This is a genomic window from Nocardia jejuensis NBRC 103114, assembly GCF_001613145.1.
Taxonomy (GTDB): Bacteria; Actinomycetota; Actinomycetes; order Mycobacteriales; family Mycobacteriaceae; genus Nocardia; species Nocardia jejuensis.
Window position 1 is genome coordinate 1 of the sequence record NZ_BDBU01000039.1, and the last position, 19,766, is coordinate 19,766.

General features: G+C 67.1%; 20 protein-coding genes. 10 read left to right on the forward strand and 10 right to left on the reverse strand.

Going from position 1 to position 19,766, the window contains the following annotated elements; genetic code table 11:
* Both NJ1_RS39810 and NJ1_RS27740 read left to right on the forward strand, forming a co-directional pair.
* Positions 1 to 460: MmyB family transcriptional regulator (locus NJ1_RS39810; protein WP_439957701.1), on the forward strand; the 460-nt coding region annotated here is incomplete at its 5' end.
* A 46-nt stretch (positions 461 to 506) separates the two neighbouring features.
* A complete protein-coding gene (locus NJ1_RS27740; RefSeq protein WP_067699823.1) occupies positions 507 to 1,859 on the forward strand; it encodes an MFS transporter in 1,353 nt (450 codons plus the stop codon).
* A 19-nt stretch (positions 1,860 to 1,878) separates the two neighbouring features.
* Here the strand turns inward: NJ1_RS27740 and NJ1_RS27745 are convergent, their stop codons facing one another.
* Complete coding sequence (locus NJ1_RS27745) at positions 1,879 to 2,487, reverse strand: TetR family transcriptional regulator (RefSeq protein WP_084478932.1); 609 nt, start codon at positions 2,485 to 2,487, stop codon at positions 1,879 to 1,881.
* Positions 2,488 to 2,655: 168 nt separating this feature from the next.
* Between NJ1_RS27745 and NJ1_RS27750 the strand changes: the two genes are divergently transcribed.
* The 3 genes from NJ1_RS27750 to NJ1_RS27760 are packed head-to-tail and all read left to right on the forward strand — an operon-like array spanning position 2,656 to position 5,258.
* A complete protein-coding gene (locus tag NJ1_RS27750; RefSeq protein WP_084478921.1) occupies positions 2,656 to 3,717 on the forward strand; it encodes a ferredoxin reductase in 1,062 nt (353 codons plus the stop codon).
* Between the two features lie 47 nt (positions 3,718 to 3,764).
* Complete coding sequence (locus tag NJ1_RS27755) at positions 3,765 to 4,913, forward strand: fatty acid desaturase family protein (protein WP_067699673.1); 1,149 nt, start codon at positions 3,765 to 3,767, stop codon at positions 4,911 to 4,913.
* Positions 4,914 to 5,258, forward strand: coding sequence for a hypothetical protein (locus NJ1_RS27760; RefSeq protein WP_067699675.1), 345 nt, complete (start codon positions 4,914 to 4,916; stop codon positions 5,256 to 5,258).
* Between the two features lie 24 nt (positions 5,259 to 5,282).
* On the opposite strand, the gene NJ1_RS27765 is transcribed toward NJ1_RS27760, so the two are convergent.
* Complete coding sequence (locus NJ1_RS27765) at positions 5,283 to 5,879, reverse strand: DUF4254 domain-containing protein (RefSeq protein WP_067699678.1); 597 nt, start codon at positions 5,877 to 5,879, stop codon at positions 5,283 to 5,285.
* A 465-nt stretch (positions 5,880 to 6,344) separates the two neighbouring features.
* Here NJ1_RS27765 and NJ1_RS27770 point away from each other — a divergent pair, with 465 nt between their 5' ends.
* Positions 6,345 to 6,671, forward strand: a complete 327-nt coding sequence (locus NJ1_RS27770) for a hypothetical protein (protein WP_067699680.1) — start codon at positions 6,345 to 6,347, stop codon at positions 6,669 to 6,671.
* 443 nt (positions 6,672 to 7,114) lie between these two features.
* Here the strand turns inward: NJ1_RS27770 and NJ1_RS27775 are convergent, their stop codons facing one another.
* From NJ1_RS27775 to NJ1_RS27785, 3 genes are all read right to left on the reverse strand, one after another.
* A complete protein-coding gene (locus NJ1_RS27775) occupies positions 7,115 to 7,990 on the reverse strand; it encodes an ABC transporter ATP-binding protein (RefSeq protein ID WP_245717613.1) in 876 nt (291 codons plus the stop codon).
* A gap of 104 nt (positions 7,991 to 8,094) precedes the next feature.
* On the reverse strand, positions 8,095 to 8,868 hold the full coding sequence (locus NJ1_RS27780) for an ABC transporter permease (protein ID WP_067699685.1): 774 nt from the start codon (positions 8,866 to 8,868) through the stop codon (positions 8,095 to 8,097).
* A gap of 151 nt (positions 8,869 to 9,019) precedes the next feature.
* Positions 9,020 to 9,823, reverse strand: a complete 804-nt coding sequence (locus tag NJ1_RS27785; protein WP_067699687.1) for an ABC transporter permease — start codon at positions 9,821 to 9,823, stop codon at positions 9,020 to 9,022.
* Positions 9,824 to 10,058: 235 nt separating this feature from the next.
* Between NJ1_RS27785 and ectB the strand changes: the two genes are divergently transcribed.
* Together ectB and NJ1_RS27795 are read left to right on the forward strand one after the other, a co-directional pair.
* Positions 10,059 to 11,321, forward strand: a complete 1,263-nt coding sequence (gene ectB / locus NJ1_RS27790) for a diaminobutyrate--2-oxoglutarate transaminase (RefSeq protein ID WP_067699692.1) — start codon at positions 10,059 to 10,061, stop codon at positions 11,319 to 11,321.
* Positions 11,322 to 11,638: 317 nt separating this feature from the next.
* Complete coding sequence (locus NJ1_RS27795; RefSeq protein ID WP_067699694.1) at positions 11,639 to 12,784, forward strand: LLM class flavin-dependent oxidoreductase; 1,146 nt, start codon at positions 11,639 to 11,641, stop codon at positions 12,782 to 12,784.
* Between the two features lie 4 nt (positions 12,785 to 12,788).
* Here the strand turns inward: NJ1_RS27795 and NJ1_RS27800 are convergent, their stop codons facing one another.
* From NJ1_RS27800 to NJ1_RS27815, 4 genes are all read right to left on the reverse strand, one after another.
* Positions 12,789 to 14,828, reverse strand: a complete 2,040-nt coding sequence (locus NJ1_RS27800) for an amylo-alpha-1,6-glucosidase (RefSeq protein ID WP_084478934.1) — start codon at positions 14,826 to 14,828, stop codon at positions 12,789 to 12,791.
* Between the two features lie 56 nt (positions 14,829 to 14,884).
* Complete coding sequence (locus NJ1_RS27805) at positions 14,885 to 16,159, reverse strand: glycosyltransferase family 4 protein (RefSeq protein ID WP_422615788.1); 1,275 nt, start codon at positions 16,157 to 16,159, stop codon at positions 14,885 to 14,887.
* Positions 16,160 to 16,355: 196 nt separating this feature from the next.
* A complete protein-coding gene (locus NJ1_RS27810; protein ID WP_067699697.1) occupies positions 16,356 to 17,021 on the reverse strand; it encodes a cysteine hydrolase family protein in 666 nt (221 codons plus the stop codon).
* A 4-nt stretch (positions 17,022 to 17,025) separates the two neighbouring features.
* Positions 17,026 to 17,352, reverse strand: coding sequence for a hypothetical protein (locus tag NJ1_RS27815; RefSeq protein WP_067699700.1), 327 nt, complete (start codon positions 17,350 to 17,352; stop codon positions 17,026 to 17,028).
* Positions 17,353 to 17,461: 109 nt separating this feature from the next.
* Here NJ1_RS27815 and NJ1_RS27820 point away from each other — a divergent pair, with 109 nt between their 5' ends.
* Complete coding sequence (locus NJ1_RS27820; protein ID WP_281202166.1) at positions 17,462 to 17,794, forward strand: winged helix-turn-helix transcriptional regulator; 333 nt, start codon at positions 17,462 to 17,464, stop codon at positions 17,792 to 17,794.
* A gap of 98 nt (positions 17,795 to 17,892) precedes the next feature.
* Here the strand turns inward: NJ1_RS27820 and NJ1_RS27825 are convergent, their stop codons facing one another.
* Positions 17,893 to 18,666: an alpha/beta fold hydrolase gene (locus NJ1_RS27825; protein ID WP_067699702.1), complete on the reverse strand. Its 774-nt coding sequence runs from the start codon at positions 18,664 to 18,666 to the stop codon at positions 17,893 to 17,895.
* A gap of 121 nt (positions 18,667 to 18,787) precedes the next feature.
* Here NJ1_RS27825 and NJ1_RS27830 point away from each other — a divergent pair, with 121 nt between their 5' ends.
* Complete coding sequence (locus tag NJ1_RS27830; protein WP_067699707.1) at positions 18,788 to 19,696, forward strand: LysR family transcriptional regulator; 909 nt, start codon at positions 18,788 to 18,790, stop codon at positions 19,694 to 19,696.
* Positions 19,697 to 19,766 lie beyond the last annotated feature (70 nt).

Below are 19,766 nucleotides of genomic sequence, written 5' to 3' on the forward strand. Positions count from 1 at the left end.
CCCGGGATTCCTGACCGAGGAGCGGAACCTGGTGCGCAACGTGTTCCTCACCCCGGGGTGCTGCAATGCCTACGCATCGACCGAGCAGGAGCATCTGGCTCGCATGGTCGGCTATCTGCGCGCGGCCTACGTGAAGCACCTGCAGGATCCGGAATGGTGCGCATTCGTCGACGAAATGTGCTCCGAGAGTGAACAATTCGCCACCATGTGGGCGCGAAACGATGTCGCGGTACCGGTCGGCCGCACCCGCCGGATCCACAATCTCGCGGTCGGCGAGATCGAGATGGTGATGACCTCGATGTCGTTGCCGTCCATCGCCGGTGCGTGGTTGCAGGTGTGGACACCGGCGGGCGAGATCGGCTGGGAGCGTCTGCGCCGTCTGCTCGCGATGACCGAACATGAGCGGAACGCTTCGTGGCAGGAGCATGTACGCCGATATCACGGCGGTGTTCCCGCCTGAGCGTTTCGCCCGCCACGGCCTGTCGAATTCGCCTACTGTGCGCAGCATGACCGAGGTTCCGGGGCAGGCGACGATCGGACAGGCGGCCGGGCGCGGGCCGGTTCTGGCATGGGGTTCGTGGGACTGCGGCGGTGCGGCGTTCAACGCCGTGATCCTCACCTTCGTGTTCTCGGTGTACCTCACCGACAAGGTGGGCGAGCATCTGCCCGGCGGCATCTCCCCGAGCGCGTGGCTGGGCTGGGCACTCGGACTCGCGGGCCTGGTGGTGGCGCTCACCGCCCCGGTGAGCGGTCAGTGGTTCGACGCCTCGGCCAAACGCAAACTGTCCCTTGGCGTTCTGACCTCGCTCACGGTGCTGCTGATGGCGGCCATGTTCTTCGTGCGCCAGGACTATCACTATTTGTGGTTCGGATTGCTGCTGCTGGCACTGGGTTCGGCGACCTTCGAGCTGTCCCACGTGCCGTACAACGCGATGCTGCGGCAGGTCTCCACGCCCGCGACCGTCGGCCGAGTCTCCGGATTCGGTTGGTCCATGGGCTATTTCGGCGGCATCGTGCTGTTGCTGATCTGCTACTTCGGCTTCATCTCCGGTAAGGGCGACACCCGCGGCCTGCTCGGCATGCCGATCGACGACGGGCTCAACATCCGGCTCGTCGCGGTGGTGGCGGCGGTGTGGTTCGCGGCGTTCGCGCTGCCGCTGTTCTTCACGATTCCCGAGGTCCCGCGCACCGACGCCGATCCCGGCGCCGCGGTCTCGCCGCGCGGTCGTGGCGGCTTCCTGGGCGCGATCGTGAATTCCTACCGCGTGCTGTTCCGCGATGTGCGAGAACTGTGGCGGGTGGACCGGCGCACGGTCGGATTCCTCATGGCCAGTGCGGTTTTCCGGGACGGCCTCGCCGGTGTGTTCACCTTCGGCGCGATCCTCGCCGTGCGCGTGTACGGCATCGCCGACGCCGACGTGCTGCTGTTCGGCATCGCCGCCAATGTCTTCGCGGCCCTGGGCGCGCTGACCGGTGGCCGTCTCGACGACCGGATCGGCCCGAAGGCGGTGATCGTCGGCTCGCTGATCGCCATGATCATTTTCGGCGCGGTCCTGCTGGTGGTCTCCGGCCCGCTCATGTTCTGGATCTTCGGCCTGCTGCTGACGGTATTCGTCGGCCCGGCGCAAGCCTCGGCCCGTTCGTTCCTGACCCGGGTCGCGCCGCCCGGGCGGGAAGGACAGCTCTTCGGGCTCTACGCCACCACGGGGCGAGCCGTATCGTTCCTGGCCCCCATGCTTTTCGGCTTCTTCGTCTGGGCCTTCGACTCCGAACGCGCGGGGATCCTCGGCATCCTGCTCGTTCTCATCGCGGGCCTGCTGGCCCTGCTGCCGGTCCGATCGCCCAGTGCCGCAGCGTGATCGGTGTCACCGGACCGTGTCAAGGCTTCCAGACACCCATACCCAGCGCGATGAGCCGAACCTGTAGGACGGCCCGGTCCACGATGCGCGGACGTTCCCGGGCTTCGGAGACCACGTAGTCGGCGATGCGATCGGCGACCGTCGAGACGATCAGGTTCGACGCGAGCTCGAGGTCGTTGGGAGACCAGGCATCGAGCGTGCGCACGCGCGAGAGGTCCACGACGAGTTCCCGGACGATGAGCTGCATCTCCACGGCGATGGCGCCGCGCAGCGCGGCCGCGCCGCCGTGCCGTTCGCGGATGAGGAAGCCCCACAGGTCGCGTCGGGTGTCCACCTGGTCGAAGACGAATCGGACGGTGGCGCCCAGGTGTGCGTTCGGGGTGCGGCGCATTTCGCGCAGCGCCAGGCGCAACTGCCGCACGCCCTCGTCGACCAGAGTGGTGCCGAGTTCGTCGAGCGAGGTGAAGTGCCGATAGAAGGCGGTGGGCACGATGCCGGCCGAGCGCGCGATCTCACGCAGGCTCAGGGCTGCGAAGCCGCGATCCGCCGCTAGAGCGAGGGTGCCGTCCAGTAATGCCGCGCGGGTGCGTTCTTTGCGCTCGACTCTGGTGGCTGCCTGCTCGGTCATTTCGATGAGCATACAGTCGTTCACATTCAGTCCATTCGCAAACTGTCGTGTGGGTCACATGAACTGCCGGTTGAAGTGTGGGGTGTCTACCCGGCACACTAGTTGAGTGTACAGATGTGCACCGAAATTAGGGGCGTTGCCCGGACGGCGACGCGACAGGAGGCCCGAATGGCTGGACTCATCGACCTCGTGGAAAGACTGACCACACCGCACCCCCTGGATCGCTATCTGGAGCTGGTGCACCCGACCTTCACGCTGCGCGACATGCGCGCCGAGATCACCCACGTGCGACGCGGCACCGTCGGCTCGGTGACGCTCACCCTGCGTCCGAACCGCAGGTGGGCCGGTCATCTGGCCGGGCAGTACGTGCAGCTCGGTGTGGTCATCGACGGTGTGCGCCACACGCGCTGCTATTCGCCGGTGAACGCGCAGGGTCGTCGGGACCGCCATATCGAGCTCACGATCAAGGCGCACCCGGGCGGTCTGGTCTCGAACTACCTGCACGAAGAGGCCATCCCGGGCATGGTCGTCGACCTCGCCCCCGCCGCGGGCGTCTTCCATCTGCCCGAGCAGCGGCCCGAGCACGTGCTGCTGATCAGCGGCGGCAGCGGCATCACGCCGGGGCTGTCCATGCTGCGCACCCTCGCCAACGAGAGCTACCAGGGCCGGGTGCTGTTCCTGCATTACAACCGTTCTCCCGAATGGGTGCCGCACCGCACCGAGCTCGAGGCGATCGCCATGCAGCACGGCAATATCCAGGTCGAGTTCCGCTACCCGGAGCTGGGCACCGATCCGAACTTCGGCTACGACGAGCTCGAGCGGCTCGCGCCCTGGTTCGCATCGGCCCAGACCTACCTGTGCGGTCCCGGCGGCCTGATGAAGGCGGTGCGCACGGTCTACGAGGCCGAGCAACTCGTCGACCGGCTGCACACCGAGGAGTTCACGCTCACCGCGGCGCCGGCCGATTCGGCCGACGTGGAGGGCGACGTCACCTTCTCCGGCAGCGCCGTCACCACCGCCAATACCGGCGCCAGCCTGCTCGAGCAGGCCGAAGCCGCCGGCCTGACGCCGGAGTACGGCTGCCGCATGGGGATCTGCTTCTCCTGCACGGCCGTCAAGCGCAGCGGTTGCACCCGCAATATGCGCACCGGCGAACTCGATGCCGATCCCGATCAGCCCATCCAGATCTGCATCAGCGCCCCCGTCGGGGACGTCGACATCGCTATCTGACCGTCGCAGTCCGACGGTCGCACCTTGTGAATTGACTAGGAGAGATCATGGCAATTCTTACCGAAACTCCCCAGGGCCCGCTGGTTCTGAGCGTCGAGCAGGTCGAGGAGATCGGCCGCGAACTCGACGAGTTGCGCGCCCGCGTCGTCGCCGATCTGGGCGAGCGCGACCGCGAATACATCTACAAGATCATCAAGGCGCAGCGCGGCTTCGAGATCGCCGGGCGCGGCCTGGCGTACCTGGGCTTCCTGCCGCCGTTCTGGCTGGCGAGCGTGGCCGCACTGAGCGTGTCGAAGATCCTCGACAATATGGAGATCGGCCACAACGTCATGCACGGCCAGTTCGACTGGATGCGTGAGCCCGGCCTGAACTCGCGGGTCTTCGAATGGGACAACGTCTGCCCGGGCGACCAGTGGCGGCACTCGCACAACTACATGCACCACACCTTCACCAACATCCACGGCATGGACCGCGACATCGGCTACGGCGTGCTGCGGATCGACGAAGGTCAGAAGTGGAATCCGTACTACCTGGGCAACCCGGTGTACGCCACGCTGCTCATGCTCTTCTTCGAGTACGGCGTCATGCTGCACGACCTCGAGGCCGACAACATCCTCAAGGGTGAGCGCAAGTGGTCGGACCTCAAGCCGCTGCTCAAGGGGCAGGCACGCAAGGCGGGCAAGCAGGCGCTCAAGGATTACGTGATCTTCCCGGCGCTCACCGGACCGCTGTTCCTGTCCACCCTGGCCGCGAACTTCTCCGCCAATATCGTCCGCAACATCTGGGCGTACTCGATCATCTTCTGTGGTCACTTCCCGGCGGGCGTACAGACGTTCACCGAGGACGAGACCGCCGAGGAGACCCAGGGCGAGTGGTACGTGCGCCAGATGCTGGGTTCGGCGAACATCACCGGCGGCAAGCTGTTCCACATCATGTCCGGGAATCTGTCGCACCAGATCGAACACCACCTCTTCCCTGATCTGCCGGCCAACCGGTACCCGGAGATCGCTCCCACGGTGCGGGCGCTGTGCGAGAAGCACGGTCTGCCGTACAACACCGGCCGCTTCAGCAAGCAGATCGGTTCGGTCTGGGGCAAGCTCTTCAAGCTGGCACTTCCGGACTTCCTGAGGGGCAAGTCCGAGCCCTCGGGTGTTATCGTGATGCGCCGGGGGCAGGCTAGCGAAGTGGGCGTGTAAATGATCTCCAAATTCGAAAGCAACAAGGATCTGATCCAGGAAATGACGTCCGCCGGAGCGCGGCACGTCGGCAATATCGCCAACATCATCACCGGAACGGTCGCCGAGGTGACCAAGGAGATCGGCGACTGGATCACCGACGCGATCGAGATGCGCGAGGCGGCCGCCGCCGCGGCGAAGGACGCGGCGGCACAGCGTGCCGCCGACGGCCTGGACGATGATCTCGACGATTCGGAAACTGTTGGGGTACAGGCTGATACGGCTGCCGAGCCGGTCGTCCGGAAAGCTTCGGCCCAGGACGAGCCGGTCATCGACGCCGAGGTCGTGTATCCCCGCGAGTTCTGATCGGCCGTCGGGCCGGGGCGCGGCTCACCAGACCGGTAGTCGCCTGCGGTGCTGCGCCACCTCGGTGATCAGATCCTTGTAACCGTCGGCGAGTTCGGCCAGGCGAGACCACTGCAGGTGGGCCTCGGCATCCACACCGCGATGCGGCCGATCCTCGCTGATCCGATACGGGCCGGTGCGTCGTCGCGCCCGCCCGTCGGTGCTCTTCGAATGCCGCGCGGCAGGCTCTCGGACTCCCAGAGCCTGTTGCGCGGCAACCCATTTGGCCGCCATACGATCGATCACCGCGCCCAGCGTCTCGGTATGGAGCGAGGCTCCGGTCCGGTGCGGGATGTTCACCGCCACCCAGTCGTCGATCCGGGATATCAACTCCACCCGCCGGGCGTCGATCTCCTCGACCAGACGGCTGCACTCGGCCACCCGATCCGGTGTCGCCTCCGCGGCGTGCGCCGCCTCGAGCGCCCCGTGCCTGCGTTCGTGGCATTGCACCAATTCGTGCGCTGATTCGAGTACGTCACGGTCACGGCGAACCGCGATGACGGGCTCTCGAAAGGCGCGCAGCAGCGTCGATGGCGATGGGAGCTCGACCCCGAAATCCGCTTCGGTGTAGTCGGTAGTCATGTTTCCACCCTCAGCCGTTCCTGTGTGGATGCGCCAGGGCCGAGGGGGTTTCGGGGAGGGGCTCCCCTCGGCCTCGGCGCAGTCCCGCCCCTCGGAACGCACAGCCCACCACCAACGGCGCTGTGAAGATACCGGGAAATGTTTCGCGACGATGCGATGAGAAGACTGTCCGAGAATGCGGGACATATTCAGGAAAGCGCGATAGTCGAAACGGCGCAACCATCCGGCGCGTCGTGGGGGAAGCTGCCGGAAAATCGTTATACACCATTACGACCCGGTCACATGGCCGCTGCTTTTGGTGGCTGATCGACACCTGCGCGGCCTCGGCGTGGGGCTGGTGGGGTTCGGCGCGCGGCCGCGTGGCCTGCGGCATCGCCCGGAATCAGGTTACCGAGGCTTATGAACAGCTACCGGTGCGGCGTGGTCGGAACACATGCCGGGTCCGGTCCATTAGCCTCGATATTCGTGCCCGCATACGCGTCCTCGCCGGAGTTAGGTTTCGGTTTCATGTTCGCGCTGGAAGACCCGGAGCGAATTGCCGAAGTCGTGCGAACTCTGATTGTTCGCCGGAGGGTGTCGGTGTTCCGCTTGGCGCACCTCTCGGACGACAACGGGCCGCCCGAACGCTATGTCGTCAACTGGGCCGCCGTCCCTCAAATCTCCGTCACGACGGCCGCGCCGAGCGTCGAGGACCTGCGTTCCAGTGGAACAATGCTGGTCAACGCGTTTCTCGGGGAGGACGGCGAGGTGAGCCTGTACTCGGCGGACGGGAACTCGCCCCCTCAGGCATAGCGTGCCGCTATCCGTGTGGCGAGCGGCATAGCTCGATTAAGCAATCTCTCAGCAACCGGCCAGGGCCCTGTAAGGCTGCCTCGGCATGGTGGGTCTCGTCGCCGATCGGAAATCCCGACAGGTGACGTAATCCAACTCGAGAGGTTGATACATGATCCCCGTTATCATCGATACCGGTTCCGCTGCCCTCAACGGTCTGCTCAGCACCGGCAGCGCTGCCTTCAGCGGCATCCTCAACACCCTCTTCACCGGTTCCTTCGGCGGCTGATTCCCTTTCGCGCCAAAAGTTCTGCGGGACAACCGCCCCGGGCATCCACACCCGGGGCGGTTTCGTGCGTGCGCGGTGTCCGGCCGACGAGTGCCGGTCCGCGGGAAGCCGTGTCCCATTTCGATCACGACCAGTCGCAGGCCGTCGAAATCATCGCTGCGCGAAGCGCTTCGGCCTACCCCAGCGGGTTGACCGACGCCTCGTAGATGCGGCGCACGACGTCTTCGATGTCGGGTTCCTCGATGGACAGATCGCGCACCTGCGCGCGAGCCGAGACCGCGCCGAGCAACTGTGCGGCGGTGGTGGTCTCGGCGTCGAAGGCGAGCCGCTGCCGCATGCCCGCGCCCTCGCTGCCGAGCAGTGTCGCGCCCGGCAGATCGGTGAGATCCGCGGTGGGCTCGGCCAGATCGACGATCAGCACGCGATGCTCGCCGACGGTCGCGGCCAGTCCGGCCAGCGAGCCGTCGTAGACCAGCGTGCCGTGATCCACCACCAGCACGCGTTCGCACAGTCGCTCGATGTCGCCCATGTCGTGGGTGGTGAGCAGCAGGGTGGTGCCTCGCTGGGTGCGCTCGTAGCGCAGGAATTCACGTAATCGCTGCTTGGACAACACGTCCAGGCCGATGGTCGGCTCGTCCAGGATCACCAGTTCGGGCGAATGCAGTAGCGCCGCAGCGACTTCCGCGCGCATCCGCTGCCCGAGGGACAGCTGCCGCACCGGGGTGTCCAGGGTGCCGCTCATCTCGAGCTGCTCCACCAGCTCCTGGGTGCGCAGGCGCGCGGCGCGCGGCTCGAGACGGTGGATGGCCGCGAGGATCGAGAACGATTCGCGCAGTGGCAGATCCCACCACAGTTGCGATCGCTGCCCGAAGACCACGCCGATCCGCCCGGCCAGTTCGCGGCGCTGCCGGACCGGGTCCAGTCCGCAGGTGCGCAGCCGTCCGGTGGTCGGCACCAGAATGCCGGTGATCATCTTGATGGTGGTGGACTTGCCCGCGCCGTTCGCGCCGATGTAGCCCACCGCCGCGCCCCGCTCGACGCGGAAGCTCATATCGCGCACGGCGGTCAGCAGTTCCCGCCGCCGGCGCCATCGGCCTTCTTTGCGCCGCAGCACGAAAGTGCGTGTCAGGCCTTCGATATCGATGATCGGCTGGTTCACCCGCCGCCTCCTTGATAGTGCCGGGTACCCACTCGCCACGACAGCAACGCCAGCCCCCACACCCACAGCGCCGCCAGCGGTGAGGCCCAGGCGAGCGCGCTCGGCAGCAGTGCCGGGCCCGGCAGGTCCAGTAGCGCGATGGCGGGCAGATACGAGGTGAAGGCGACCGGGATGAGGAATCCGAAGACGAGTTTCATGGGCGTCGGGAAGACCGACGCCGGCTGCATGGAGGCGTACGAGCCGCCGTAGGTGAACGCATTGGTGAGTTCGGATCCGTCGATGAGGAAGAACTGCACCCCGGCCGCGCAGATGAAGAGCCCGGCGAAGATGGCGATGCCCGAGACCAGGGTGAGGGTGAACAGCGCCAGATTGCCCGCGGACCAGTCGATGTCGTTGCGGGCGATGCCGACGCCGAGCACGGTGGCGGCCACGGCGATCCGGGCCACCCGGCGCAGGGCGATATCGCTTGTCATGAGCTGTAACAACAATGGTTGCGGTCGCAGGTAGAACGCGTCCAGTTTGCCCATCCGGATATAGGTGGGCAGGGTGTCGGCGTGACCGACGAGCATGTCGGCGACGGCGAAGGCGGTATTGCTGAGGCCGAACAGCAGCATCATGGCGTTCAGGTTCAATCCGCCCAGCTGCGGCACATTGTGGAAGATAACCCACATCTCGGCGAACTCCACCAGCCCGATCAGGAACGCGCTGATCACGTCGGTGGCGAAGGACAGCGGATAGGCCTGTTGCGCACGGATTCTCGAGCCGAGCACGGCCCGGTACGGTGCGAGTCGGGAGGGTCGGGTCTCCGCTGTCGCCGTCGCCCCGGATGTCGCCGTCGCCCCGGATGTCGCCGTCGCCCCGGATGTCGCCGTCGCCCCGGATGTCGCTGTCGGCTCGGACATCTCCGCCGCCTCGGACGTCTCAGCCACCCTGGACCTCCAGCTTGCGTCGTCCCGCACGCAACAGCAGCTGGCCCGTGCCCACCAGTGCGAGCAGCCAGAAGCACTGCACGGCAACGATTTCCATGGCGGCGAAACCGGTGGTGCGCCCGGACAGGACGTCGATCGGCCACTGCAGCATGGACGGGAACGGGGTGGCGTAGGCGATGGCGCGCAACCAGTCCGGGAACAGGTGCACGGGTGCGAAGAGTCCGGCCAGGAAGGTGCCGCAGATCTGGTGCAGCGCGCGCAGGCCGCGCGTTTCCACCAGCCAGAAGCCGGTCAGGGAGACCGCGAACATGGACAGGAACGAGATCGCCATGGCCAGCACCAGGCTGATCCCGCCCAGCACGTAGGGGCCCGGTGTACCGGGCATGGCGAGCCCGAAGGTGAGCGCGCCGATCAGGATGCTGGGTAGCCCGCGCGGGATGAGGGTGCAGGCGGCGCGGCCGAGGTATTCGGACAGATGCGCGAATTGGACGTCGATCGGCCGCAGGAAATCGATGGCCACGTCGCCGGTGCGGATGCGTTCCACGATATCGGGCAGCGTCCAGAAGGCGATGGCCCCGAGCAGACCCTGCGAGAGCCAGGTGTACGCGCCGATGGTGCCGCGGTCGTAGCCGCCGAAGCCGTCGTTGGCGTGCACCGCGGCGGTCAGCACCGCGGCGCGGACGAAACCGAAGGTGACATTGCTGATCAGGCCCGCGAGCATGGCGAGGCGGTAGTACGACTGCCTGCGGAATCCGGTTTTGACGAGCTGCCAGTAAACCCCCACGTCGGCGCGCACAAGAGAGTGACCCTACGGGTGCGCACGGGGTGCGGCAATCGATTATCGCCGGTTGCTCTAAACGTATCGTCCAGTTCGTTCTGGGGCGCTATGCTCTGCCGGTCTCGTTCGAGATGCGCGTCACATCCCAGGTGATGGGAGCGGGAAGCTCCGATTTCGTGAAAAAGGTTCCCCGGACGGCCAGTCGGTGATAGAAACATCAGCGTTTCACTTTGCTGCGACGCTAGGACCTCCGATGACCACTGCCGAGACGACCGTTTTCGAGACGCTCGAATCCAATGTGCGTGGCTACTGCAGATCCTGGCCCACCGTTTTCGAGACGGCCCGCGGCTCCTGGCTCACCGACGAGACCGGCAAGGACTTCCTCGACTTCTTCGCCGGTGCGGGAACGCTCAACTACGGGCACAACAACCCGGTGCTCAAGCGGCCGCTCATCGACTACCTCGCCACCGACGGCATCACCCACGGCCTGGACATGTCCACGGTCGCCAAACGCCGTCTGCTCGAGACCATCCGGGATGTGCTGCTGGCGCCGCGCGATCTCGACTACAAGGTGCAGTTCCCCGGCCCCACCGGTGCGAACGCCGTGGAGGCCGCCCTCAAGCTGGCCCGCAAGATCACCGGCCGCAGCACGATCCTGAACTTCACCAACGCTTTCCACGGCATGACGCTGGGCGCGCTGTCGGTGACCGGCAATGCCGCCAAGCGCGCCGGCGCGGGCGTGCCGCTGGTGCACGCCATGCCGATGCCGTACGACGGGTACCTCGACGAGGCTGAGGACCTGACCTGGATGCGACGGGCGCTGGACGACAGCTCCTCGGGGCTGGACAAGCCCGCGGCCGTCATCGTGGAGACCGTGCAGGGTGAGGGCGGGGTGAACGTGGCACGCGCGCAGTGGCTGCGGCACCTGGCCGAATTGTGCTCGGCCCGAGGCATTCTGCTCATCGTCGACGATGTGCAGATGGGCTGCGGTCGCACCGGCCCGTTCTTCTCCTTCGAGATCGCGGGCATCACCCCCGACATCGTCACCCTCTCCAAGTCGATCAGTGGCTACGGACTGCCGATGGCGCTGGTGCTCATGCGCCGGGAACTGGACCAGTGGGCGCCCGGTGAGCACAACGGCACCTTCCGCGGCAACAACGCCGCCTTCATCACCGCCGAGGTGGCGTTGCGCCACTACTGGTCCGACGACGCCCTCGAGCTCGCGACCGCGGCCAAGGGTGAGCGCATCCACCGGCATCTGACGGCGCTGACCGAGGTGTACGACGGAACCTCCACTCGCGGGCGCGGACTGGTGCACGGACTGGTCTTCGAGGACGCCTCCCAGGCCACCAAGGTCTGCCGCGTGGCGTTCGAGGACGGGCTGCTGGTGGAGACGTCCGGCTCCAACGACGAGGTCGTGAAGCTGCTGCCGCCGCTGACCGTCACCGATGACGAGATCACCCACGGCCTCGGCATTCTCACCCGTGCCGTGGAGATCGTCCGGGATGCGCACTGACCCGCTGACCACCATGCGGACGCCGCTGCGGCGTCACCCCTGAACTGCGCCCGTTCGACGGGCGCGCGAGATGTCGGTACCGCCCACACCGGTACCGGCCGGTGCCGGGTTCCCAGCTGCGGAGGGAACCCGGCACTACTCGTTTTCCGGGCCGATTCGTCTCCGGCTGATTCGCCCCCGCCGGATCAAGAATCACGAGGATTCCAATGGGTGACGGGCCGGTCGTGGACCGGCAACCTCGAACGAAGCGGTCTCTCCGGCCGCGACAGGTCCACTGTCCCCTGCCCGAGATGCGGTCCACGCATGGAGGAAATCGAATGAGCTTGTCGTTCCACTGGTTCCTGCCCACCTCCGGTGATTCCCGTGGGCTCGTGGTCGGCGGGCACGGCACCGCGATGTCCGGTGATCGCCCGGCCTCGTTGCACTATCTCAACCAGGTCGCCGCCGCCGCCGAGACCAACGGTTTCGAAGGTGTGCTCACGCCCACCGGCTCGTGGTGCGAGGATGCCTGGCTGACCACCGCCATGCTCGTGGAGACCACCGAGACGCTGAAATTCCTCGTCGCCCTGCGCCCCGGATTGATGAGCCCGACACTGGCCGCGCAGATGGCGGGCACCTTCCAGCGCCACTCTCAGGGACGGCTGCTGCTGAACGTGGTGACCGGCGGGGAACCGCTCGAGCAGAAGGCGTACGGCGACTTCGCGGACAAGGAGTCGCGTTACGCCCGCACCGGCGAGTTCCTGCACGTGGTGAAGTCGCTGTGGAACTCCCGCGAACCGATCACGTTCGCGGGCGAGCACATTCGCGTCGAGAACGCGCTGCTGACCAACCATCCCGATCCGGTGCCGCCGGTGTTCTTCGGCGGCTCCTCCGCACCGGCCGGACCCGTCGCCGCGAAGTACGCCGACACCTACCTCACCTGGGGCGAGCCGGTGCTGGCGGTGAGTCGCAAACTGGACTGGATCCGCGGGCTCGCGGTGGATCACGGCCGCCGACTGGACTACGGCCTGCGCATTCACGTCATTTCCCGCGACACCTCCGAGGAGGCGTGGGGCGTGGCCGACAAGCTGCTGGCCGGAATCGATCCCGCCGATATCGAGCGGGTGCAGGCCGCCCTGGGCAAGAGCGAGTCCGAGGGGCAGCGCCGCATGAGCGAACTGCACAACGGCAGCACCGATCGGCTGGAGATCGCGCCCAACCTGTGGGCGGGCGTGGGCCTGGTGCGCGGTGGCGCCGGTACCGCCCTGGTCGGCTCGCACGAGGAGGTCGCCGAGCGACTCGTCGAGTACTCGCGTGCGGGCATCAGTCAGTTCGTGCTGTCGGGCTATCCGCATCTGGAGGAGGCGTACTGGTTCGGCGAGGGCGTGCTGCCGATCCTGGAGCGAAAGGGCTTGTGGCAGCACCCCAATCGGCGTCCCGCGCCCGCGGCCGTCACTCCGTTCGCGGGCGCGTCCAGCAGCTAGCCGGTCAGGACTGGATCAGTTGCCAGTCCTGTGGAAGCCCCTCCACCTTGACCTCGGCCCCCTCCGCCTCGATCGTCACCGTCGCGGATCCCAGCCGCAGATCCGCCAGCCGGACTCGGCCCGCGCGCTCGGGGATTCGCGCGGCGAGGGTCAGGGTGCGTTGCGGCACATTGGGTTCCAGGCCGAGGAACGAGCGCATCAGGAGCAGCGGCGCGGCGCTGGACCAGGCCTGAGGCGAGCAGGATGTCGGATAGGGCAGCGGCGAACGGAACTCGGCGCGATCGAAGCCGCAGAAGAGTTCCGGTGGGCGGGAACCGAATTCGAGTATCGCCTCCAGTAGTCCGGCGGACAGCCGTTCGGCCAGCTCGCGCGCGCCGGGGATGTGCCGGTAGCGCAGCAGGCCCGCGACCGCGATGGCCGTGTCGTGCGGCCAGATCGACCCGGTGTGATAGCCCATGGGATTGAACCGGCCCATGGCCGAGGACAGCGTGCGCAGACCGAATCCGCTGTCCATATCGGAGTTTCCGAGCCGCTCGATCAGGACCGTGACGCGGTCGTCCTCGGCGATACCGGTCCACAGGCAGTGCGCGGTATTGCTCGACAGCGCGTCGATGGGGCGTTTGGCTCCGTCGAGTCCGAGTGCGTACCAGCCCCGATCCGGGAGCCAGAACGCGTCGTCGAAGCGCTCCTTGAGCTCCTGTGCCCGGGCGCGCAGGCGAGCCGCGGTCTCCGGATCACCGTGCGCGTCGGCCAGATCCGCGCGGCCGAGCCGGGCGGCGTACACGTACGCCTGCACCTCGCACAGCGCGATGGGGGGATCGGCGAGGTGACCGTCGGCGAAGCTGATCGCGTCCCAGCTGTCCTTCCAGCCCTGATTCGCCAGGCCGCGATCGGTTTTGCGCCGGTACTCCACGAAGCCGTCGCCATCGGCGTCGCCGTAGTCGTCGATCCAGGCCAGTGCCGCGTCGGCCGCGGGGAGCAGTTCCCGCACCGCCGCCGCGTCCGCGCCCCAGCGCCGGGCTTCGGCCAGCAGCATGACGAAAAGCGGTGTCGCGTCGACGCTTCCGTAGTAGACCGAGCCGCCCAGCACCTGATCTCCGCCGGGGCCGTGCCGCATCTCGTGCATGATCCGGCCGGGCTCCTCCTCGGTGACCGGATCCTCCGTGACGCCCTGGAGTTTCGCGAGCTGTCGCAGGGTGCCCATGGCCAGATGCGAATCCAGCAGCAGCGCCATCCAGGAGGTGAGCAGGCTGTCGCGCCCGAACAGGGCCATGAACCAGGGCGCGCCGGCGGCGACGTACGCGGTGTGATCAGCCGGATCGTCCATGCGCAACGCGCCCAGATCGCTCTCGGTGCGCTGCAGAATGGCGGTCAGGCTGGGGCCGCCCGCGGTGAGAGTGGTTGCGGTGGCCCGCCATTGGCGGATCTTGTTGGTGGGGTTGTCCTGATCGTCGTCATCGAGGTTCATCGCGACGGTCCGATGTCCGAGCACCGGCTGACAGTGCACCACCGTCTGCCAGGTGCCGTGCCGGGGCACCACCAGCCGCCAGTTCAGCGAACCGGCGTGCACGACCGGATCGCCGGTCGCGGTGACGGTGAGCCCGCGACCGTGATCGTGCCGGTCGGTCAGATGCAGGGTCGAGTCGGTGGCGTTGAGCTCACAGCCGCCGCTGCCCGCGCGGCCCTCCTTGACCGCGAACAGATCCGCGAAATCGGAGTCGACGGCGAGGGTGACCGTCATCGCGGTGTCCTCGTCGCCGAGATTGTGGACGGTGATGGATTCGCGCATGCCGCTGCCGATCATGCGGCGGCGCACCACCAGCACCGTGGCGTCCGCTACGCCGGGGGACGGTTGCTTGCGCGCGACGAACCGGGCCCGGAACGCCTCCGGCAACATGACCGAAAGCTGTTCCGGCGCACGGCCGTCCAGACTCAGTTCCCATCGGGACAGGACCCGGGCGTCCCGATAGAAGAGGCCGTGCGAGGTGCCCGCGTGGATGTCTCCGAGCGAATCGGACAGGCAGAAGGTACTCGCCTCGACCATGGTGATGACGCCGCCCCGGCCGCTGATGGCGGCCGGGGGTCCGGCGTTGAAAACACTCACCCGGCGGTCCCGACGGTGGTTTCGACGGTGTGCGCGCCCGGGGTCTCGCGCACGATCGCGGGCGGGCGCGGGGCCAGCGGCCTGCGCGCCGGAACGGTCGGACGACGAGTGCCCTCGCGGCGCGGCGCGGCGGGGATGCCGGCCTTGACCGCCTGCCGATAGACCGCGTCGTAACCGGCCGCGAAATTGCCGGTGGCGAACAGTCGCTCGACTCGTTCGCGGCACGCGTACGGATCCAGCTCGCTCGCCCGCGCGATCGCCTCGGGCAGCTCGTCCGGGTGGTCGCAGATGAAGCCGGTCACACCGTGTTCGACGACCTCCGAGACCGCGCCGCCGCGCAGGGCCACGACCGGGGTGCCGCAGACCATCGCCTCGAGCATGACGATGCCGAAGGGCTCCTCCCAGCTGATCGGGAACAGCAGGCACTGCGCTCCGGCCAGCAATTGCCGCTTGGCGGTGGCGTCGGCCTCGCCGAACACGTCGTCGGCGGGGGTGAGCAGCGGGCGCACGTGCTCCGCGAAGTATTTCTTCTCCGGTGGCTCGTTGCATTTGCCCGCCAGGATCAGGCGGATACCGGCCTCGTGGGCCGCGCGCAACGCCAGATCGGGGCCCTTGTACGGGGCGTAGCGGCCCAGGAACAGCGCGTAGTCCAGTTTCTCGGTGCGGAAAGGCCATTCATCGGGATTGATCGCATTGTGCACGCGGCCGATCCAATTCAGGTTCGGGGCGAGTGCGCGCTGGCGATCGCTGATGGCGACCAGCTTCATGTTTCGATCGAACGACCGGTAGTAGTCGCACATTTCCGGATCCACGGGCCCGTGCACGGTGACCACGGCCGGAATTCCCAGCATCCGGTACCCGGCCGCGTTGAGCGGGCCCGCGAAGGTGTGGTCGTGCACGATATCGACCGGATCCTCGCGGTGCAGCTGCTCGATGACCTGCCAGGCCTTCATGGCGTGCACGATCTCCGGGTAGGGCTCACCCAGCCGGGCGGTCTGGCACTCGTCCCACAGACTGATGAAGCGGGCTTTCGTCCCGGCCCGGCCCGCGCCCAGCAGCGTGACCCGGTGCCCGCGATCCACCAGCTCGTCCGCGAGCGAGGCCACCACCGCCTCGACGCCGCCGTAACCCGAAGGCGGTACGTCGAAGTACGGCGGAGCCACCAGCACGATGTGCAGCGATCCCTCGGACGCGCGATCGGCGTGCGCGGCAACGGAAAGCGACAACAGATCGAAAACGGATTCGGAGAATTTGTCATCCGAGTGTCCGATAGTCATTCCAAATCTCCTCGGCGTTGAGGGCGAATGGTGAATGCTGATCGAAAACGACTCCACCGTGGCAGATGTACACGGGCGGTTCAAGTCGTCTCGGACGGGTAATCATGGTTCGTGACGGGATGGTTATTCAAGCCTCTCCCGGCCAGAGTTTTACCTTCTGACCGGGGAGAACGTCTATCTGAAACAGTATTTACGCAATTGCTGCGGCGGGTCGTCCCCGGCGGTTCATGAATCCGGTCAGCGTCTCGGCATCGGTCGTGAGCGAGCCCCCGGCGAAAGCCAGACTCGCATGGGAGCGTTCGGCCGCCTCCCGATGGCCCGCCCCGCTGGCGTCGGTCACCACGATCGGGAGATAGGCCAGATCCGTGGCGTGCCGGACGGTGGGCTCGATCCCCACCTCCATGGCGATTCCCGCGATGGCGAAGCTGTCGATCCCGCAGTCACGCAGGGCGATATCGAGCGGCGTCGCCGCGAAGGCCGACATCGTGATCTTGTCGAACACCATCTCGTCCGCGCTCGGCGTCAATTCCGGTACCAACTGATACTGCGCGGATCCCTGCGGGAAGCTCGAGCGCAGTGCCCCCGGATCCTCGACCCGCTGCCACTGCATGGCCGTACGCAGCTGTGCGACACCCGAAGTGGGCACCGGTAGGGACATATGGCGGGTATAGAACACCCGGAAACCGTTGGCCCGTGCCGCATCTCGCAATCGCACGCAGGCCGCGACGATCGTGTCCCCGTCCGTCAGCTGCCCGACGATCCCCACCTGCATGTCGTAGATCAGCAACGCCATCCGCGCCGGATCGCAGGCCTCCTCGACCGTCTGCGGGATGCTCAGTCCGAAAGCGTGTCGCATCGGCTCACTTCGTCCGGTCGTAGGGTTCTGCCACGTCCACGCCCGCGTCCATCAGCGCCTCCAACGGCAGCGGGGCCATGACCGGCACGTACGTCCACTCCAGAAACCCCTTCCTGGTCAACGGGAAGTCCTCGATGTACCGGCGCGCCTCCTCGACACCCGACACCTCCCAGACGATCACCACCCCCGACTCGTCCGCCCGCGCGTAGTTCTCCCGGACGATCCCCGCCTTCCACAGCCGCCACACATTGGCCACCTCCTCCGGCAGATACGGCCGAATCGTCTCGAGCGTCACGCCATCCTTGAACCGATCGAACGTTATGACCTTCATGGCTCCGAACTCCTTTCCCCGCGAACCGAATCCGGTCCGCCCCACCATGGAAGCCCGATGATTACAGTGTTACAAGAACGCACTTTTCGGTGAGTACCCGGAGGATCTGGTGGCGGCGAAGCGTTATTACTGCGAGGTCGAGGTGGCGGTCGATCTCATCGGCGGTAAGTGGAAGCCGGTCATCCTGGCGCACCTCAAGGAAGGTGTGCACCGCTACGGCGAGCTTCGGCGGTCGATGCCGAATACGAGCGAGAAGATGCTGGTGCAGCAGCTTCGGGAGCTCGAAGCGGACGGATTGGTGCGTCGGACCGCGTTCGACACCGTGCCCCCGCAGGTGCACTACGATCTCACCGAGGACGGGTGGTCGCTGGTCCCGGTGCTCACGGCGCTGTACGAGTGGGGGCGCAAACGCACCGAGCAGACCGGGCTCACTCTCGGCTGATCGGACGCGACCGGTCACCGTCGGTCGTGAAGCCCGCATCGTGTTCGGGATTCGCGATCGCCCGAGCCGACCGCCACCGGATATTCCGCCGAGTCGCGCTATCGGGCGGTGGGAAAGGCGCTGCGCACCGCCGCCGCGAACCCGGCCGGGTCGCCCTTGTGCGCGAAGTGATCGGTATCGAGCGTGACCACCGTGGTATTCGGCCGCCGCGTCGCCATCTCCCGGGCCAGGCCCGGATCCACCGAGGGAACCTGATTGCCGACCACGAGCAGCGCGGGGCAGCTGCTGCCGAGCCAGTCGGCCCAGTGATCGCCGCCTACCAGCGCCTCGGAATCGACCATGTCCCGCGGTACGAACGGGAGCCGCCAGCTGCCGTCCGGGTTCTCACGCAGCACGTCGCCGAACATCGGCCCGGCGAAGCCGAGCGCGTCGAGCAGTTCCTGCCGGGTGGCGGCCTGGCGCGGCCAGTCCAGCACGAAATTCAGTGCGCCCGTGCTGATGTGGACCGCGCCGAGTTCCTCGACGATCAGCCCGTCGACCAACTCCGGGTGCCGGGCCGCGAGCTGCATGGCGGTCAGCGCGCGTCCGGAGTGTCCGAGCACGGTGACGGTGCCGAGCTTCAGCTGCTCGATGACCGCGACGGCGTCGGCGACGTATCCCTCGGGGGAGTAGTCGGGCCCGCGATCGGAGTCGCCGTGCCCGCGCTGATCGGGAGCGATGACCCGCCATTGCGGTGCGAGCCGCTCGGCGAGCTCGGTCCAGCTCGTGCCCTCCTCGAGGTGTCCGTGCATGGCGAGCAGGGGCTTTCCGTCGCCGCCCGCATCGAGGTAGGAGATCCGGCGGCCGTCGATGGTGATGTCGTTGCGCTGCATGGGACAACCGTAGAGCGAGTTGAACAAATGTGCAAGACAAATGTGTAAGACAAGAGTTCAAAATTCGAGCCGCAGGATGCCGGGCACGGACTCGGGGCATCCGGCGGCATAGGCTCGCTCTATGCCGCTATCTCCCCGCGTCCCCGACCTCGCCGCCCTGGACCTGCTGCTGTCGGTGATCGAACTGGGAAGTCTGGGACGTGCGGCCAAGGTGCACGGCATCAGTCAGCCGTCCGCGAGCTCGCGGATTCGCTATCTCGAGCAACTGGTCGGCGTCCCGGTGCTCGAGCGCACCACGCTGGGTTCGCGGCCGACCGCCGCCGGGGCCCTGATCGCCGAATGGGCCCGGGATGTGGTGGACGCGGCCGCTCGGTTGGACGGCGGTATCGATACCCTGCGGGGGCAACGTGATTCGCGCCTGCGGGTAGCGGCCAGTCAGACCGTCGCGGAGTATCTGTTCCCGAAATGGCTGATGGCCCTGCGGGTTCGGATGCCGGACACCTCCATCGCCCTCGAATCGGGAAATTCCGCCGAGGTGGCGCGCGCGGTGCTCGAGGGTCGGGCCGGCATCGGATTCGTGGAGAGCCCGCAGGTGCCGCGTGAGCTGGAAGGCCATGTGGTGGCCCGGGATCGGCTGGTCGTGGTGGTGGCGGCCGGTCATCGCTGGGCCAAGCGCGGCGAGATCACGGCGGCCGAACTGGCCGCCACGCCGCTGATCTCCCGCGAGCCCGGCTCGGGCACCAGGATCTCCTTCGAGCGGGCGGTGGGCCGGGTGTTGCCGGACTGGCGACCCGCGGTGGTACTCGAACTCTCCTCGACCACGGCCATCAAGACGGCGGTCGCGGACGGCATCGCCCCCGCGGTGCTGAGCTCGCTCGCGGTGGCGGGGGAGCTCGCCGACGGCGCGCTGGTCTCGCCCACGGTGGTCGGCTTGGACCTGGACCGGCAATTGCGTGCGGTCTGGCCGAGGGGCCAGCGTCCGACCGGCCCGGCGCGGGATCTCTACGCCATCGCGCGCCGCCCGATCTGACGTCTCACGGGATCTGGCAGGAGGCCTTGCCAGATCTGAGAGAATCATGGACACTTTCTCTCACGGACCC